This window comes from Priestia sp. 179-F W1.4 NHS (assembly GCF_045369295.1).
Lineage (GTDB): Bacteria > Bacillota > Bacilli > Bacillales > Bacillaceae_H > Priestia > Priestia zanthoxyli.
The window spans coordinates 1,569,238-1,586,343 of the sequence record NZ_JBIQFF010000001.1 but is presented as its reverse complement, the minus strand read 5'-3'; the positions used below and the strand labels follow the sequence as shown (position 1 = coordinate 1,586,343).

The window sequence follows — 17,106 nt, the reverse complement described above, 5'->3', positions numbered from 1 at the left end:
TCTTAAGGAGCTGAATATAAAATGAGTAAATTTGAAAAATTATTCCAACCAACAAACATTGAAGCATTTGATTTACACACTCGTACAGCAATGGCACCGATGACACGATGCTTTGCTGATCCAGAGACAGGCGTAGTCGGTCAAGACGTTGTAGACTACTACCGCCGCCGCGCAAAGGATGGTATTGGCTTAATTATTAGTGAAGGAATTGTTATCAGCGAACGCGCAAAAGGAAATCCTGGCGTTCCCGGTATCTATACACAAGACCAAATTGATTCATGGAAGCCTGTAACAGAAGCTGTTCATGAAGAAGGCGGCACGATTATCGCTCAAATTTGGCACGTTGGCCGCTTGAGTCATTCCGGGTTAATCAATGGGCATAAACCTCAGGCCCCTTCTGCTATTGCAGCACAAGGTCAAGTACCTCGTTTCCGTAAGCCGTACGAAGAGCCTGAAGAAATGTCAAAAGAAGATATTAAAGAAGTTGTAGGACAGTACGCTCAAGCAGCTAAAAATGCCATTGAAGCAGGCTTTGACGGCGTTGAAATTCACGGTGCTCACGGCTATTTAATTGATCAATTTAATTCAGACTGGTCTAACAAACGCACGGATGAATACGGAGGCGACCTTGCACAGCGATTAACGTTTATGAAAGAAGTGATTTCTGCTGTTATTGACGCTATCGGAAAAGAACGCGTTGTGATTCGCTTCTCTCCTCATAAGCTTGATAAACCAGACTATCGCTGGGATGATACCGAAAAAGCCATTCAAACGTATACAGAAGCTTTTAAAGAAACAGGCATTGAGATTATTCACCCGTCTATGCTTGATTTTTACGAAGATGTCCAAAACGGCCAAAACCTTTATGAAATCACGCGTAAGTACTGGGATGGACCGATTATCGGCGTGGGTGATTTAACGCCTGAATCAGCTGAAAAAGCGCTTCAAGCCGGCTGGATCGACGTAGCTGCTATTGGCCGCCCGCTAATTTCAAATCCTGATTATTTACACCGCATTAAAAACGATGATGCTCTTGTCGAATACGATGCTAAAAAACATTTACCAGAGCTTATCTAAAAAAAAGCGCTCCTTCCGGAGCGCTTTTTTTATTGGTTTACGTATGACTGAACTTCTTGTTTCCAAACAGCATAGCCTTGGCCTTTTAAATGAAGACCATCCACCGTGAAACTACTTTTTAACTGATTGTTTTTGGATACTTTCGAATACAGGTCAATGTAAGAATCATTATGTTTCTTAGCGAGATGCTCTAAATAGTTATTTAACGCTATCACATCTTTATTGTCCACTGCGTCGCCGCATTTTTTATTGTTGACGGGCAGTACACTTTGAATATAGACTTTTGTATCCGGTGATTCTTTATGAATACGCTCAAGAATTTCAGCATAATTTGCTTTGGTTTTTTTTACAGATTTTTGCTCATTTAAATCGTTAATGCCAATCATTAAGAAAATCTTTTTTGGTTTAGCATCTGTAATGCTTTTTAAACGATGCAATACCCCTTCAGTTGTATCGTCGGCTACGCCTCGATTGACAATCTGCTTATTATGAAAAAGTTCGCTCCACTCAGAGCGCTGGGTAATGCTATCACCGAGAAATACGATTGACTCTTTAGGAATACTTAATTGCTTGAACAAAGTAGTCCGTTCAATGTAATAAGGATTGTCTCTATAGCTTTGCTTAGACGAACCCTTAGATGACAGCGGATTTTTCATCGCGCTGCTGCTTGTTGCATAAAAAGCAAAAACACCTATAAAAAGGACATTTAAAATAATGGAACTGATAAATACAACTTTCTTTGTTGAACTCACGAAAACGACACTCCTGTACTTTGTATGGTTTTTAGATAACTCTACAATGATATAGTAAAGCTTCCTGTTAACACTCTTTCCCTCCATACAAGACATTTAATCATTTTTTGTAAATAATGATTTTACATAAAAAAGAAGCGGCGCTCGAAAGCGCCGCTTCTTTTTCTATAATATAAGGGGTTAAAACGTACTTTTATTATAACATATAGTCTATGGTCATATTTTCCTCTATTAGAAAATAGTTCTTATGTCGTTTCTTTTTCCAGCTGTTTTTCTCTTTTTACTTGTCTTGCGAAGAAGAGTTCGTATACAACCGGAATAATAATTAAGGTAAGAAGAGTAGATGACGTAAGCCCTCCAATTACCGTGATCGCTAAGCCTTTTGAAATCAGCGTTCCGCTTGACGTAGTAAGCGCCAGAGGGATTAATGCAGCAATGGTAGCAAACGCCGTCATTAAAATTGGACGCAAGCGCGTTTTCCCAGCTTCAATAAGGGCTTCGCGGATCGTCATGCCTTTTTGTTCACGATTTTGGGTAATTCGATCTACAAGCACAATCGCGTTTGTTGTAACAATTCCAATCAGCATTAAGAATCCAATCATGACGCTGACAGACAGCGGTTCTTTTGCAATGACAAGACCAACTAACGAACCGATTGGCACAAAAATGAGTGACGATAAAATGATAAATGGAATACGCGCTTTTCCAAACGTAACGAGCATTGTTAAATACACGAGGCCGATTGCTGTTAAAATGGCTAGACCTAGAGATTGGAAGACTTCTACTGTCTCGTCGCTTCCGCCTCCTCCGTCCAAGCTCACATCTTTCGGCAAGTCTAGCTTTTTCACTCCATCTACAACATCTTTGGTCACAGCTTGAACATCATCGCCTTTGATGTCTGCTTCTACTCGCGCAAATACTTTGCCGTCGAGCTTTTGAATAGAAGTGAACGTATCAATTGTACGAACGTCAGCGATATCTTTTACTAACACAGGCCCTCTCTCTGTAAACACTTGTAGGTCTTTAATTTCTTTTACTGAGGCAAGGTCTTTATCGTACGAAAGCTGAACCGCTCGTTTTGTATTATCTAATTTTAAGTCTCCAACGGATACCGGTTTGGTTTGATCAGAGATCGTACCAAGCAGCTGAAATCCAGATACCCCGTAATCTGCAGCTTTATCAGGATCTACTTCTACTACAAGCTGCTTTTGCTTATCTGAGAAGTTATTTGTTACATATTTAAGACGTTTGTCTTTGTTTAAGTGGTTTTCCACTTGCTTAGCTGCCTTTTGCAAGTCATCTAAATTAGAAGAATATAAATCAACCGTCACGTTATTATTTGTAGGCGGTCCTCCTGTTGATGCTTCCTGTACATTCACCGTTGCTTTTGGTGATTCTTCTTTCGTGATGCTTTCCATTTTCTTTTGAACTTTATCAATAAATGTATCAACGTTCACGCCTTCTTTTACATTCAAGAAATAGCCAACTTGGTTCGGACGTTTTACACCTGTTGAGAAGTCGCGTGATCCAACTTCCGTGGTCACGTCTGAAATTTCGTTTTGGTCCGCAAACATCTTTTCAATTTTCAAGGATACATCGTTTGTTTTTTCAAGGGATGTAGATGCCGGTAATTGAACGTTGGCTTGAAGCATTTTTTGTTCTTCATTTGGAATAAAGGTAAAGCCAAGTGAAGGAACAAGCGCAAATGAGCCAAACAGTAAAACAAAGGATAAAATTAAAATTTTGATTTTATGATTAAGTGACCATGCAATCGCTTTTGCATACCCCCGCTGCAACTTTCCTTCTTTTTCTTCAGGCGGTACTTTTTTAAATGCAAACTTTGCGAGAATCGGCACGATTGTAATCGCTACAAGAAGAGATGCTAACAGTGAAAAAACAACTGTTAAGGCAAACGGCAAGAAGAACTCTCCTGTAATTCCTCCTACAAAGCCAATTGGCAAGAATACGACAACCGTTGTAATCGTAGACGAGGTAATTGCTTTTAAAATCTCTTTTGTGGACGATTCCACAAGCTCATTGCTCATGCCTTCTTCTGAACGACGAACGCGTCTGAAAATGTTTTCAATAACAACAATACTGTCATCCACTACGCGCCCAACGGCTACAGCCATTCCACCTAGTGTCATAATGTTAAGGGAAATATCAAGCTGGTTTAAGAAAATAGCTGATACTAACAGCGATAATGGAATCGATATAATCGCAATGATCGTAGCACGGAAGTTACGCAAGAAAATCAGCACGGCGAGTGACGCAAATAATGCCCCGAGCAATCCTTCGCGTACTAATGTTTCAACAGACTTTTCAATGCCATCAGCTGAGTCAAAGCCAATTGCGTAGTCTAACTGATCGTCATATTTTTTCAAAATCTTCATCGTTTCGTTGGCCACTTCAACCGTATTAGCGTCTTGCTTTTTTGTGATGGCCATCGACAGTGCGTCTTTGCCGTCGTAGCGTGTATATTCGCCTTGTTCTGTTACGGCTTCGACTTTGGCAATATCGCCAAGTTTCACAGGCTGTGCTTCAGGGTTCATCGTGGATTTCAGCTGGATTTTCTTTAATGCATCGATCGTGGCAACTTTTTCTTCTACTCGCACTGGAATTTGGAGCTCTTTTCCGTTTAATGTTCCTGCTGGGAAGGAAACGGCTTTTTGATTAATTTGTTCTTTCATCCCATCAAGCGTTAAACCAGCTTGAGCTGCTTTTTCTTTATCGACCGTAATTTGTAAAAGGTCCTCTTTCACACCGCCAACGGAGACGGAGTTAATACCTTGAATTTTATTCAATTCAGGAATCACTTCATCGTTTAATACTTTTTCAAGATTTGCATCATCTTTTGCAAACAGTGAAATGTTGAAAATCGGGAAGGAACCAAATGAAAAACGGTTTACGTCTACATTTGATGACTCTGGCAAATCTAATTCTTTTATCGACGAGTTAATTTGCTGTTCAACTTTATCTAAATCCGTATTAAACGGGAATTCTAAATTAATAATACCGACGTTTTCATATGATACGCTTTGTACGCTTTTAACGCCTTCAATTCCTTTTACTTGGTCTTCGATTTTCGACGTGACACTTTCATTTACGTCATCAGGAGAAGCTCCAGGATACGTTGCTTCAATGGACAGCTGCGGAAATTCGATATTCGGTAGTAAATCAATTTTTAGTTTTGAAAATGAATATAGCCCCGCTAAAATAAGTAAAAATGAAACGATAAACACAGCTACCGCATTTTTTAAACTAAATCTCGTCAAAAAATTCATCTTTTTCCTCCGTTACGTAACTAAGTTATTTGAGAAGCCTTCATCCTTTAATAGCTGCAGACCCGTTTTATTTTTTTAAACAATTTTAGAGTACCCATGGGTCAGTTTTTCGTAAAAAAAACTCACCTCCTTTCATGTGCTGATGAACTGTCTATACAAACTGAAATTTGATGGTCGCACGCTCCCCCTGGAAGCGAGATAAAGGAAAAGCCGTCTTGACCATATAAATCCCAGCCTTCAAAAAACGAGCTGTCATGAAACATATCTAGCGCATACCCATTAGAAAACGCAATTCGAAGTATACCGATATCTTCATACCACTGTATAGAAAGAATGCGCTGGCCAAGCAGCAGCGCTTCGACTTGCTGACGCTGCTCGGCGGAATGTAGCGATTTCCAGTCTGCTTGACCAAGCAAGATGCTGCGTTTGTTTTTTAGTCTCCATGGACATTCTGCCACAAGTCCGCCTTTACTAAATCCAAGAGAAAACGGCAGGGTGTTGTCTGTGTTTACCTTTGTAACGGTTTGTTCTTGAAAATATGAAAAATTAATTACTGTGCTGCTGTTACTCATCATATCCCTCCATTATCAACCAGTACCGACGAGTCATTTTTGGGTCTCAAAATAGCAGCCTTCAATGTATAAGTTCACAATGAACTCCGCATAGTTCATGATATCTTCTTCTGTTATATCATCATCGGAAACGATATCCATCCTATACCCATTTAACATGCTGCAAAACGCTTTTGAGTGTAAAAAAGCGTTTTTTATTTTTTGCTCTTTAATCAATTTAGCAACAAGCCCGTGATAATCCTCAAAAAATTGATGAAGACGATCCATCATTTCTGGCATTTGGTGAGGGGCCTGCCAAAAAGAGTCCGGATATTTTTTAGTTTCGTAAAAAAAGAGCAGGTGATGTTTCGCAACTGAATAGAGCTTTTCGTGAAACGTTTCGCATTTATCTGTTCTTCGCTTTGCATGATACAAAAACTCATCAAACGAACGATTATTAACAGCGATATAAAGCGACTCTTTAGACGAAAAGTACAAGTAAAGCGTTCCTTTAGATACACCCGCTAGTTTAGCAATATCAATCATTTTTGCTTCATAGTAACCTTTGGATCCGAACACTTCAAAAGCAGCATCTAAAATTTTCTCCCGCTGCTGTTTTCGGTTTGTCATGGTAAAAAATCCTCTCATACGTTTTCGATACTATACATATAAAATAATTAAAATAACTTGTCAACAAGTAGTGTGCTTCTTTATACATTGCATCACAAGTGTATGTCCGTTTTTTAAACACAACACTTCTATAGAGCAAATTAAAGCGTTTTCGACTTTTTTGTGACAGATACAAATGATGCTTGTATATGAAGAGCTTGCTATGGTACATTTTTGTCATCGATACAGAAATTTATTCCGTCGTTACGGGAGGAGAAAACATGGTTCTTACATCACCAATCGGTCGCCTGCGCTTAGTAGGAATTTTAGAAGGAATTTCATTTTTACTGCTGCTTGGCATTGCTATGCCGCTAAAATATGCAGCAGGCATACCCGAAGCTGTATCAGTTGTAGGCGCAGCACACGGTGCACTTTTTGTGCTGTATGCTCTTGCAGTCGTTCATGTAAAATTCGCGCATAAATGGTCAATCGGCCGCTCTTTATTTGCATTTCTTATGTCGGTTATTCCGTTTGGTCCTTTTATTTTAGAGCGCCAGCTGAAAAAAGAACAGTAAAAGAAAAGAACGTCACGGACATCATGTTTCCATGACGTTCTTTTTCCTTACTGTTCCGCACTGTTTTCGCTAAAGTGGTCAATCGTTTTCCACCACTTCAGTGAGTGAGGTTTTAATAGCATTCCAATTTCTTCTGGACTAATTTGCTGATCTATAATCATTTCATGCATTGCTTGAAAGAGTCCCGTTGTAACAGCTTCTTTCACATCAGATTCACCTTCTATATACAGCTGTTCAATCGCTTCAAACACATCCGGTTCACGTTCGAGCTGGCCGTTATATTCAAGAGAGATCAAATGACCCGCTACTCGGCTTAATTCATACTGCAGCTCTTCTTTATCGTTGAAGTTGATTTCTTCGCTTGGCTCAAAAGATGGGCAAGCTTCTTTTAGTAATGGAATAACATTTTGTTTTGTAATCATATCTAAATTCCCTGCCTTTGCATGTGTGACAAATTCTCTATTCTTTACCCTTTTCTCTTTTTCTATAAACTTGTTTTACAAAACTTTACCGTTTTCTACAACTACTTCTCCTTTTTTCACTACGCTATCAATATGATTCAAGCCATACTGATATTGAAGGGTTCGATAACTAGAGACATTAAAAATCGCTAAGTCAGCTTGTTTTCCGGCTTCAATACTCCCAATCTTATCTCCTTGATTAATAGCATGAGCTGCGTTAATAGTTGTGGCTACAAGCACTTCTTCAGGACTCATGTTCATATTCATACATGCCAGATTCATCACAAATTGCTGTGAAGTCGTTGGAGATGAACCTGGATTGCAGTCTGTAGAAAGAGTAACCGGAACGCCTAAATCGATCATTTTTCTAGCATCTGGCCATTTCATTCCAACAAATAAGGAATTCCCCGGTAAAAGTGTGGCTACGATCCGTTTTTCAGCCAGTTTCTTTAATCCTTCATCAGAAGCATACAAAAGATAATCTGCTGATATTGCTCCTACCTCTGCTGCGAGCTCCGCTCCTCTGCAGTATTCAAAGGGGTCGGCATGTATTTTAGGAAGCATGCCATGGCTTTTCCCGGCTTCGAGTATTTCTTGGCATTGTTTGAATGAAAAAGCATTTGGAAGACATACAGCATCATTAAACGCTGCGAGCTTATAAGAAGAAATTTGAGGAATCATTTCGTGAATAAGTAAATTGACGTATTTCTGCGTATCTCTTTTATATGCTAAAGGTACGACGTGTGCTCCTAAGAAGGTGCTTATGACATCAACTGCGTGTGTATCATTCAGCATTTTAGCGATTTGCAGCTGCTTTAGTTCTGTTTCTAGTTCTAAGCCATATCCGCTTTTCACTTCTACAGTTGTGACTCCGTGAGCTAGAAAAGACGTAAGACGCTCATAGCTCTGCTGATAAATTCGATACGCATACTCTTCCTGTGTCTGAACGACAGTGGAGTGAATACCTCCACCTTCTTCTAATAAATCCAAGTAAGAAGTTGGTCTTTCAAACCGCCTATAAAATTCTTCTTCACGAGAGCCAGCGTAGACAGCGTGTGTATGAGGATCAATCAGACCCGGAGTTACAATTTTGTGAGAAGCATCAATAATCGTTGCATCATTTCTTTCCCTTTCATATTTTTGTTCTAGCTCTTTTGTTGTACCTACGGTCACAATTTGATCTCCTTCTATCCAGACTGAGCCATTTTCAATCACCGTCAAGTTTCTCATTTCTTTTCCAGCTAAAGGACCTTTATTTTCTTTGGCCGTTACAACTTGCGAAGCATTTTTAATCCATAGCACTTTTTTGGACATCGTTGAATTTCCCCCTTTTCTAGCGTATACCAAGTTTTGGGGCTCCATGTTTACCGTAAACTCATTTAGATTCACCTACACATTTCGCACCTCTGCCTTCTTTCTTGTAGGTAGAAATTTGAAAAAGCATGTCCATGGTCTGAAAAGCGTGTTTTTAAGTCTTTAAAGCTAGATAACTTATATTTTTTTCAATTATATACGCTTTTAGACCCTTTTTTTCTCCGTTTTCTTACTTATTGACTCTTGTTTTATACAGATATATCCTTATACACTAAATCTTTTATCACATGTATTTTATAAACATCACGGCGAGGTCCCCTCAATAGGATAAATAATAGATTTCTAGGAAGAGAACGTTTATAATATTCTTTGAAGTTTTACTTTTAGAAAGATTCACTAATGGAGGAAGAAATATGATTGTCAACTATAAAAACCAAGCAACCGGCCATCGCATGAATAACGGCTGGAATCTTTTCTATGCGTCAAACTTAACGATGTGGCGCAAAGATGAAAAGTATTTGCTTTTAGATGAAAACCAAGATGTAGTGATGATCTTTGGCTTTAAAAAAGACGAAATCATTCTAGATAAATTGCAAACGTGGGGCTATACATTTGGTGTCCATCCAGAGAAAAAACAAATTTCCTGCTTGCAGCGTCAAGAAGAAATTGGTGAATAAAAAGAGGGCTGAAAAAATTCAGCCCTCTTTTTTATTAATGGGTTTGTTGAAACATAGCGCTCAGCTGCTTTTTTTCAGATGGTTTTACAACATAATACCATGTACCATCTACCATTTGTCCTTCTCCTTTTACCGTTACCGTTTCGAAATCAGGCCGTCCATTCTTAATGACGTTATACATCGTAAATGCATCGCTGACATCAATATTCGTTTGGATATGCTTTTTTGCGAGCGTAAGAAGACTTGGGATATTTTTCACCGTTGACATGTTCATTCCTTTATCTAATAGAGCTTCCACCACTTGACGCTGGCGATTGTTTCTTCCTAAATCACCTTTTGGGTCTTCATGTCTCATCCGTACATAGGCAAGAGCTTTTTCACCGTTCAACGCATTTTCTCCTTCAGGAAAGATAAATGAATCAAACACAAAAGGAAACGGGTTATTCACGTTCACGCCGCCAAGTTCATCGACTACATCTTTGAACCCCTCCATATTTACTTTCACATAGTAGTCAACGTCAATATTTAAAAAACTCTCAACCGTGCGCACGGTTAAAGGAATGCCTCCGTATCGATAAGCATGGTTAATTTTCTCATCCGTCCCTTTTCCATCAATGTGCACGCGCGTATCTCTAGGAATCGGCATAACCTTTGCTTTATTATGGCTTTTATCTAAATTGAGCACCATTAATACATCTGAACGGCCCGTATCGCCTGGCCTTTCATCTACGCCCATAACGAGTACATTAAACGAATGAGGCTGCTCTTTAGCAGATGTTTGATGCTGATAGACAATTCCAAACCCAGCGGCTCCTAAAAGCAACATACATGCCGCTAAGATGCCTACTTTGTATTTTTTCATTCATACGGCCTCCTTTACACATCACTTACTCTCTATATGCCTTAATGAATGAAAATTTATACCTTCTTGAGGAAATTTAAGCACACGTCAAAAAAGCCCGCTTGTTGGGAAGCTGGCTTTTCACTAGTAGATGTTAGCTTGATTTTTGATGCACATCACGCTGTGCCCATTCACTTTCTAGCATACTCATTTCAATTAAGCTCCAGTACTGTCCATCTACAAACCGGACATCTCGAAGAAGGCCTTCGCGTGTAAAGCCAATTCGTTCATAAGACTGAATCGCCCGCTCGTTAAAATCAAAGACGCCGAGCGAAATTCGGTGAAGGCCCAGTTCTTCAAAACCGAAAGCTAACACTTTTTCAAACATGTGCGCGCAAAACCCTTTTCCTCTATACTTTTCACCAAGCAGCACTCGGCCAATTCTTCCTGTTTTATGATAATAATCAATATGAGCCAGGGAAATATGCCCAATAAGCTGTTCATTGTCATCTATTACAGAAAAAGCATAGGTAGAGGCACCATCTTCATTTGCATATCGAATGTAGTGTTTTAACTGTCTAGGAGTAAGCGGAAAAGAAAAGCTAGAGCCGCTCCATTGCACCATAAATGACTCGGAGGGAATCCAATTCATTAGCTGTTTAAAGTCTTTTTTGGAGAACGGTCGTAGAGCTATCACATAATTCTCCCCCTTATTATTTCTGACTTTTCTAAATATATTACATTTATCATAATAAACTGTCAACTGTCTATGTAAAAAAAAGTCATCATTTCGATGACTTATAGCTGTAATGCTTTTCTGAGAAGAGTTAAATCATGAGTAAATTCAAAAAAATAGGTTCTATTTTCATTGTCAAATACCATCATGATTGGTTTTTGGTTCGGTTCAAGAACAAAAATAACTTCACTTGCCAGCGTGTTGACCGCACTATTTTCAATTTTCACGGCTGGATCAAGAGGTACTTTAACAAGATAGCCTTTTTTAGGAAGCGGACTTGCCTTTTTATATAAACCAGTAATGGACGCAATACTTTTTTCGGCTTCTTTTTGAACATTTGGAGGTTTGGGCGTTGAACGAACGACTCTGCCCGTTTCAATTTGAAACACCTCTACTTTTGGCTGTTCAGCACTTACTGCTTGCGGAAAAATAAAAGCAGCGAATACGAAGCATACAGCAACCCATTTTCGTATCATTTTAAGCACCTCTTTCCATAGTGGATGAGATGGAGATAAGAATGGTCGTCTCTTCTTATACTATGACCTATTTTTACGTATTTATTTCACTAAATGAATGCCTATACTTCCATGTTTTTGTCATGTTCTCAGAACTTCCTCTATACACTACTAATAAGGACACGCTGTATGAGGTGATAAGATGTCGTGGTTTGAAGCATTTATTTTGGGAATCATTCAGGGGCTTACAGAGTTTTTACCGATAAGCAGCACGGGGCATTTGTATTTAGGGCGCCACTTATTTGGCTTAGACGATGCGGGATTGTATTTAGATACGATGCTGCACATGGGCACTCTGCTTGCTGTGTTTGTCTTTTATAAGCGTGAGCTATGGCATATTATTCGGCATCCCTTTAGCAAGCTTACAGGGCTTTTAGTGATAGGAACGATCCCTGCAGTTGCGATTGGTCTTTTGTTTAAAGACTATTTTGACAGCATTTCTAAATCTGGCCTAACGATCGGCTGGGAATTTCTTGCGACGGGACTGCTGTTATGGTTTGGTGATTCCGTAAAAAATGGCTATAAAAAAATGGATCATATTTCATACGGAGATGCTTTTTTTATCGGCTCGTTTCAAGCAGCTGCGATATTCCCTGCTGTATCCAGGTCTGGCTTAACGATGGTAGCTGCGTTAATGCGAAAATTAGACCGTGAAACAGCCGCTTATTTTTCCTTTTTATTGTCGACTCCGGCCATTTGCGGAGCAGTGTTACTTCAGTTAAAAGATGTAGTCACAGGTGAAGTCGAGCAGCTCTCCGTTTTCTTTTTATTCGTCGCTACCCTTTCATCTGCTTTATTCGGTTATGTAGCGGTAAAATGGATGATCAATTATTTAAAGCATCATTCGTTAAAAACGTTTGCGATTTACGTTTGGATATTAGGTGCAGTCGTGCTTGTTTGTCAGTTTACGGGGGTGTTTTAAGATGAAGATAAAAGTCCGGACGCTTTTTTTAGTATTGTTTTTTGCCGGCATTTTAGTCGTGACAAGCTATGTTGATAACAATTCCCAGCAGTCATTTGACAGCTTATCTCACCTTTCACTTGATGGAGGAGCTGTTGAAACTTCTGCTGATGAAGACGCTGCGGAACAATTAAATATGTCGGTCAAAGAAGTTCATGTTAAAACAGAAAAAAGAGGCGGATACCGAATTGAAGTATACGAACAAGTAAATGTTTATAGAGATGATAAAGGAAAAGTAGTAAAAAAAGTGGCTACGGGAGAATATCAAACGTTGAAATATAAACTGAATGAAAAAAAATAAACCACTTACCGAAGTAAGTGGTTTTATTTTTAATGGTTAAAGTGAGCTGCAAGAATCCACAGTGTACCAACAACGATACAAAGTGCAATAAAGAAACTGTAAAGAATATTTGCAACCTGTACTTTACCATTTTCACTTTCAGTCATGTGCATGAACATTACTAGCTGCATTGCTGCTTGTAATAACGCTAGGATCATGATAAGAGTCATCGTAATGCTTCTTGATAGATCAGCTAGCACTACTAAACCAAGCGCTGCGAATGTTAAGGCTAGTGAAAGGATAAGCCCAAATACATGACTAAGCGGAAAACCTGCTTTTTGGCCTTGTTTATTTTCCATGTCTTATCCCACCAATCCGTTCAAGTATACAAGCGTGAAGATGAAGATCCATACAACATCAAGGAAATGCCAGTATAAACCGATAATAAATACTTTACGAGCAGTAACTGGTGTTAATCCTCGTCTTACTAATTGAATAATAATACTGATTGCCCAGAATACACCGACTGTTACGTGAAGACCGTGCGTTCCAAGTAGTGTAAAGAACCCTGATAAGAAGGCACTTGTTTGCATTGTTGCACCTTCGTGAACTGCGTACATGTAAAACTCACGAATTTCGTAGAAAAGGAATCCTCCACCAAGAACAAGTGTAATAACAAACCAAACTAAAAGTCCTTTTAAATCATTATTACGCATTTTAAAGATGGCAATTCCCATCGTGAAACTACTGAATAGTAGTAACAGCGTTTCGATCATAAAATCTTTAACAACGAACAGTTCTTCTGCAGTAGGGCCACCCGCTGTACGCGTATGGTACGTTAAGTACGTTACGAACAGCGTAGAGAACAACGCGATCTCGGCACCTAAGAAAATCCAGAATCCAAGGATATTCAGGCGACTTTGTTCTTCTTGGTATTCTAACGGCAATGATTTATCTAAATGTCCTGCCATTATTTGTCACCCCCTGTAATTCCTTCAACCTTCTTGATTTCATCTACTTTTACATAGAAGCCCGGATCATAATCAAATGAACGAGCAAGCATACAAGCAAAAATACCTGCTAATCCAACGATTGCCATTGGAATCCATTCAAATACTAAGCCAAATCCACCGATAAACCAGAAAATACCTGAGATAAACGGCACACCAGAGTTGCTTGGTAAGTGAATTGGTTTTAAGTCTTCTGCTTTAATTTCTGTTTCATTACGTTTTTTCATGTGCCAGAATGCATCCATTTCTTTCACATGAGGAATTACTGCAAAGTTGTAAGCTTGAACTGGTGATTTAGTCCACCACTCAAGTGTACGACCATCCCAAGGATCGTTTGCAGTGTCGCGTTTGTTTTTCCATGCACTGTATAACAAGTTAACTACTAATACGAAGAAGCCAAGACCCATTAAGAATGCACCGATTGTTGAAACTAAGTTTAATCCGTTCCAGCCAAGGTTGTCTGCATAAGTTTGCATACGACGAGTCATACCGTCTAAACCTAGGAAGAATTGTGGGAAGAAACATACGTTAAATCCAACAACAAAAATCCAGAATGAAATTTTTCCTAATTTTTCGTTCAACGTGTGACCGAAAATTTTCGGATACCAGAAGTATAAACCTGCGAAACAGCCAAACACTGTACCAGAGATTAATACATAGTGGAAGTGAGCGATTAGGAAGTAACTGTTATGATATTGATAATCGGCTGATGCCATCGCAAGCATAACCCCTGTTACCCCACCGATTACGAAGTTTGGAATAAACGCTAATGACCAAAGCATCGCAGTCGTAAATTTGATACGGCCTTTATACATTGTAAAGAGCCAGTTAAAGATTTTAACTCCGGTTGGTACTGCAATTAACATCGTTGTGATTGAGAAGAACGAGTTAACTGACGGTGAGTTACCCATTGTAAAGAAGTGATGCACCCATACAAGGTAACTTAAGAATGCGATACCGACCATTGATACTACCATTGCTTTATAACCGAATAAGTTCTTACGAGAATGTGTACTGATAACTTCTGAGAAGACACCGAATACCGGTAAAATAACGATATATACTTCAGGGTGACCCCAAATCCAGAATAAGTTAGCCCACATCATTGGAAGACCGCCGTTAGCCATTGTAAAGAAGGCTGTTCCGAATACACGGTCAAGTGTCATAAGTGCAAGCGCTACTGTTAATACAGGGAACGCGAAAATGATAATAATTGATGTGATGAAGATTGACCAAGTAAACATTGGCATTTTCATCATTGTCATGCCAGGGGCACGCATTTTTAAAATTGTTACAAAGAAGTTGATACCAGTCATTAATGTACCAGCACCAGCAATCTGTAGTGAAACGGCATAGAAGTTATTTCCAATACCCTCACTGAATTCTTTACCTGCAAGCGGGAAGTAACTTGTCCAACCTGCATCAGGAGCTCCTCCGATTACGAAAGAAAGGTTAAATAGCATTGCTCCCATAAAGAATGTCCAGAAACTGATTGCGTTTAAGAACGGATATGCTACGTCACGCGCACCAATTTGTAATGGAACGATTACGTTCATTAGTCCGATAATAAATGGCATTGCCATGAATAAGATCATGATAACACCGTGAGCCGTGAAGACTCCGTTGTAGTGATGTTCATCTAAAATGTTCATACCCGGGAATGCAAGCTGCATACGCATCATGATTCCATCAATTCCGCCGCGGAAAAGCATTAATACAGCTGAAAGGATGTACATGACACCGAGTCTTTTATGGTCAACTGTTGTTAACCATTCTGTCCATAACCATTTCCATTTCTTGAAATATGTTAAGACAAAAACGATACCGATGACCGTCATAGCGATTGCTGCGTCAGCAGCGTAAATCATAGGTTCGCCAGTGACGAAAAATTCATCTAGCTTCATTATGTCTTCCCCCAATCATTACGTTATTTAGTGTAATAAATGAATGTTATTCATGATTTGAGTGATCCATGTTTTCCATTTCTTCATTACTCGTTTTTTCGTCTTCTTTCATCTTGCTGTGATCATGTCCTGTACCACGTTCTAGCTCTTTGCCAGGAATGTATACATCTTTTGCATGGTCAATCCATTTTAAATGTGTACCGTTGTAAGTTTGACGACCAACAACGCCTGGGCTTAGGATTTGATCATATTTCTTTTCAGTCAATTTACCAGCTGTGCCTTTTACGTCACTAACCCACTCTTTGAAGTCTTTGTCCGTTTGAGCTTGAACTTCGAACTGCATTTGAGTGAAATGTTCACCCGAGAAGTTAGCACTACGTCCCATATAAGAACCAGGCTTATCAGCTTCTAAGTATAATGGCATTGACATATTGTTCATCGAATATTTTTGTCCGCCAAGTTCTGGTACCCAGAATGAGTTCATAGGTCCTTGAGCTGTTAACTCAAATTTCACTGGCGTATCTGCTGGAATGTTTACGTAGTTAACCGTCTCGATATTTTGTTCCGGATAACTGAAAATCCATTTCCAGTTTGCAGATGTAACGTGAATCACGATTGGATCTTTATCCTTTGATTCTGCCGGTACTTCTTCTGCAGAGTAGATCGCTTTAACAGTTGGCACTGCTAATAGAATTAAGATGATGATTGGGAATGCTGTCCAAATAACCTCCATCTTTAAGTTACCTTCTTGCTCAGGTGGCTCATAGTCCATGTTTTCAGGTTTTTCACGATATTTGACAAGAACAAATATAAAAATAGCAAATACGACAACAACCACGATCAACATCATCCACATAGACCAAATGATTAAATCAGATTGCGTTTTTGCAACAGGACCTTGCGGGTTCAATACAGCAAGTTTTGAACAACCGCTCAAAAATACTAGTGAAAGCGCAGATAGTAAACCTACTAGCTTCCAAAATCCTTTTTTTGGTTTCACTTAAAACTCTCCTTTCTAACAACACATGATGCGAAGCCTATATTGATGAACATTCAAAATGCGCTATCTTTCGCTAGATAACGACATTTTTATACAGACTCTCTTCCCCCTTATTTGTAGGCCACTACTATTGTAATACAAAATGACATTTTTTTCGTCCCTTTTGCTTTATTTTTTTATATTAAAAATATTCTAATATAGTGACTGTACCAATGGGGTTAGAGTGCTTCAACCTTGCGATATTCTATCACATAATTTGGTATGAATAAATGTAAATAAAAGGATTCAGCTCCCATTTCTTAACTATTTCTTTAGGAATAACTGCAAAAATAGCTTTGCATGTTTGCTTCAACATTGATATATCAATACACATCGACATAATTGAATATTTTGTGACAAATTTTCAAAGAAAATGTGACGCCCTGTATGAAACTTATTTTGCCCGTTAATTCCCCTTTGTTTTGTAGCAAATATTTGATTTTTTTGCTTAAAATTCTTTCTTTCGAAAATATGAACAAAACGTGAATTTTTTTAAAAAGCTTTTTATTATAGAAAAAAG

17 protein-coding genes and 1 pseudogene are annotated in these 17,106 nt (G+C 38.9%); 5 read left to right on the top strand and 13 right to left on the bottom strand.

Translation table 11 applies throughout. The features are described from left to right. Positions 1-36: 36 nt before the first annotated feature. A pseudogene (locus ACH0CI_RS08610) lies at positions 37-1,077 on the top strand (alkene reductase); the annotation flags it as partial. Between the two features lie 29 nt (positions 1,078-1,106). Here the strand turns inward: ACH0CI_RS08610 and ACH0CI_RS08605 are convergent. The 4 genes from ACH0CI_RS08605 to ACH0CI_RS08590 all read right to left on the bottom strand — a co-directional run bounded on the left by ACH0CI_RS08605 (position 1,107) and on the right by ACH0CI_RS08590 (position 6,294). Next, a complete protein-coding gene (locus tag ACH0CI_RS08605) occupies positions 1,107-1,829 on the bottom strand; it encodes a GDSL-type esterase/lipase family protein (protein ID WP_335706848.1) in 723 nt (240 codons plus the stop codon). Positions 1,830-2,074: 245 nt separating this feature from the next. Then, a complete protein-coding gene (locus ACH0CI_RS08600; protein WP_335708349.1) occupies positions 2,075-5,113 on the bottom strand; it encodes an efflux RND transporter permease subunit in 3,039 nt (1,012 codons plus the stop codon). A gap of 122 nt (positions 5,114-5,235) precedes the next feature. After that, positions 5,236-5,685 (bottom strand): DUF6188 family protein, encoded by a 450-nt coding sequence (locus tag ACH0CI_RS08595; protein ID WP_034270292.1) that lies wholly within the window; start codon positions 5,683-5,685, stop codon positions 5,236-5,238. A 33-nt stretch (positions 5,686-5,718) separates the two neighbouring features. After that, positions 5,719-6,294 (bottom strand): TetR/AcrR family transcriptional regulator, encoded by a 576-nt coding sequence (locus tag ACH0CI_RS08590; protein ID WP_335708350.1) that lies wholly within the window; start codon positions 6,292-6,294, stop codon positions 5,719-5,721. Positions 6,295-6,554: 260 nt separating this feature from the next. Here ACH0CI_RS08590 and ACH0CI_RS08585 point away from each other — a divergent pair, with 260 nt between their 5' ends. Further along, positions 6,555-6,848 (top strand): DUF3817 domain-containing protein, encoded by a 294-nt coding sequence (locus tag ACH0CI_RS08585; RefSeq protein WP_013083888.1) that lies wholly within the window; start codon positions 6,555-6,557, stop codon positions 6,846-6,848. Positions 6,849-6,895: 47 nt separating this feature from the next. On the opposite strand, the gene ACH0CI_RS08580 is transcribed toward ACH0CI_RS08585, so the two are convergent. Next, positions 6,896-7,270 (bottom strand): DUF7674 family protein, encoded by a 375-nt coding sequence (locus ACH0CI_RS08580; RefSeq protein WP_335708351.1) that lies wholly within the window; start codon positions 7,268-7,270, stop codon positions 6,896-6,898. Between the two features lie 75 nt (positions 7,271-7,345). Beyond that, on the bottom strand, positions 7,346-8,623 hold the full coding sequence (gene hutI, locus ACH0CI_RS08575) for an imidazolonepropionase (RefSeq protein WP_335708352.1): 1,278 nt from the start codon (positions 8,621-8,623) through the stop codon (positions 7,346-7,348). A gap of 413 nt (positions 8,624-9,036) precedes the next feature. Here hutI and ACH0CI_RS08570 point away from each other — a divergent pair, with 413 nt between their 5' ends. Further along, positions 9,037-9,300, top strand: a complete 264-nt coding sequence (locus ACH0CI_RS08570; RefSeq protein WP_013057818.1) for a hypothetical protein — start codon at positions 9,037-9,039, stop codon at positions 9,298-9,300. A gap of 34 nt (positions 9,301-9,334) precedes the next feature. Here ACH0CI_RS08570 and ACH0CI_RS08565 read toward each other — a convergent pair whose 3' ends face one another. From ACH0CI_RS08565 to ACH0CI_RS08555, 3 genes are all read right to left on the bottom strand, one after another. Further along, a complete protein-coding gene (locus tag ACH0CI_RS08565) occupies positions 9,335-10,162 on the bottom strand; it encodes an LCP family protein (RefSeq protein ID WP_406901261.1) in 828 nt (275 codons plus the stop codon). A gap of 133 nt (positions 10,163-10,295) precedes the next feature. Further along, on the bottom strand, positions 10,296-10,838 hold the full coding sequence (locus ACH0CI_RS08560; protein ID WP_406901260.1) for a GNAT family N-acetyltransferase: 543 nt from the start codon (positions 10,836-10,838) through the stop codon (positions 10,296-10,298). 101 nt (positions 10,839-10,939) lie between these two features. After that, on the bottom strand, positions 10,940-11,353 hold the full coding sequence (locus tag ACH0CI_RS08555) for a hypothetical protein (protein WP_406901259.1): 414 nt from the start codon (positions 11,351-11,353) through the stop codon (positions 10,940-10,942). Positions 11,354-11,534: 181 nt separating this feature from the next. On the opposite strand from ACH0CI_RS08555, the gene ACH0CI_RS08550 reads away from it, so the two are divergent. Both ACH0CI_RS08550 and ACH0CI_RS08545 read left to right on the top strand, forming a co-directional pair. Next, positions 11,535-12,314 (top strand): undecaprenyl-diphosphate phosphatase, encoded by a 780-nt coding sequence (locus ACH0CI_RS08550; protein WP_025751115.1) that lies wholly within the window; start codon positions 11,535-11,537, stop codon positions 12,312-12,314. Position 12,315: 1 nt separating this feature from the next. Next, positions 12,316-12,654, top strand: coding sequence for a hypothetical protein (locus ACH0CI_RS08545; protein WP_028414424.1), 339 nt, complete (start codon positions 12,316-12,318; stop codon positions 12,652-12,654). 29 nt (positions 12,655-12,683) lie between these two features. Here ACH0CI_RS08545 and qoxD read toward each other — a convergent pair whose 3' ends face one another. The 4 genes from qoxD to qoxA are packed head-to-tail and all read right to left on the bottom strand — an operon-like array spanning position 12,684 to position 16,547. Then, on the bottom strand, positions 12,684-12,992 hold the full coding sequence (gene qoxD / locus ACH0CI_RS08540) for a cytochrome aa3 quinol oxidase subunit IV (RefSeq protein ID WP_013057824.1): 309 nt from the start codon (positions 12,990-12,992) through the stop codon (positions 12,684-12,686). A gap of 3 nt (positions 12,993-12,995) precedes the next feature. After that, on the bottom strand, positions 12,996-13,604 hold the full coding sequence (gene qoxC / locus ACH0CI_RS08535; RefSeq protein ID WP_013057825.1) for a cytochrome aa3 quinol oxidase subunit III: 609 nt from the start codon (positions 13,602-13,604) through the stop codon (positions 12,996-12,998). Beyond that, positions 13,604-15,547 (bottom strand): cytochrome aa3 quinol oxidase subunit I, encoded by a 1,944-nt coding sequence (gene qoxB, locus ACH0CI_RS08530; protein WP_013083896.1) that lies wholly within the window; start codon positions 15,545-15,547, stop codon positions 13,604-13,606. Before qoxB ends, qoxC begins: the two co-directional genes overlap by 1 nt. 46 nt (positions 15,548-15,593) lie before the next feature. Beyond that, positions 15,594-16,547: a cytochrome aa3 quinol oxidase subunit II gene (gene qoxA, locus ACH0CI_RS08525; protein WP_013057827.1), complete on the bottom strand. Its 954-nt coding sequence runs from the start codon at positions 16,545-16,547 to the stop codon at positions 15,594-15,596. Between the last annotated feature and the right edge of the window lie 559 nt (positions 16,548-17,106).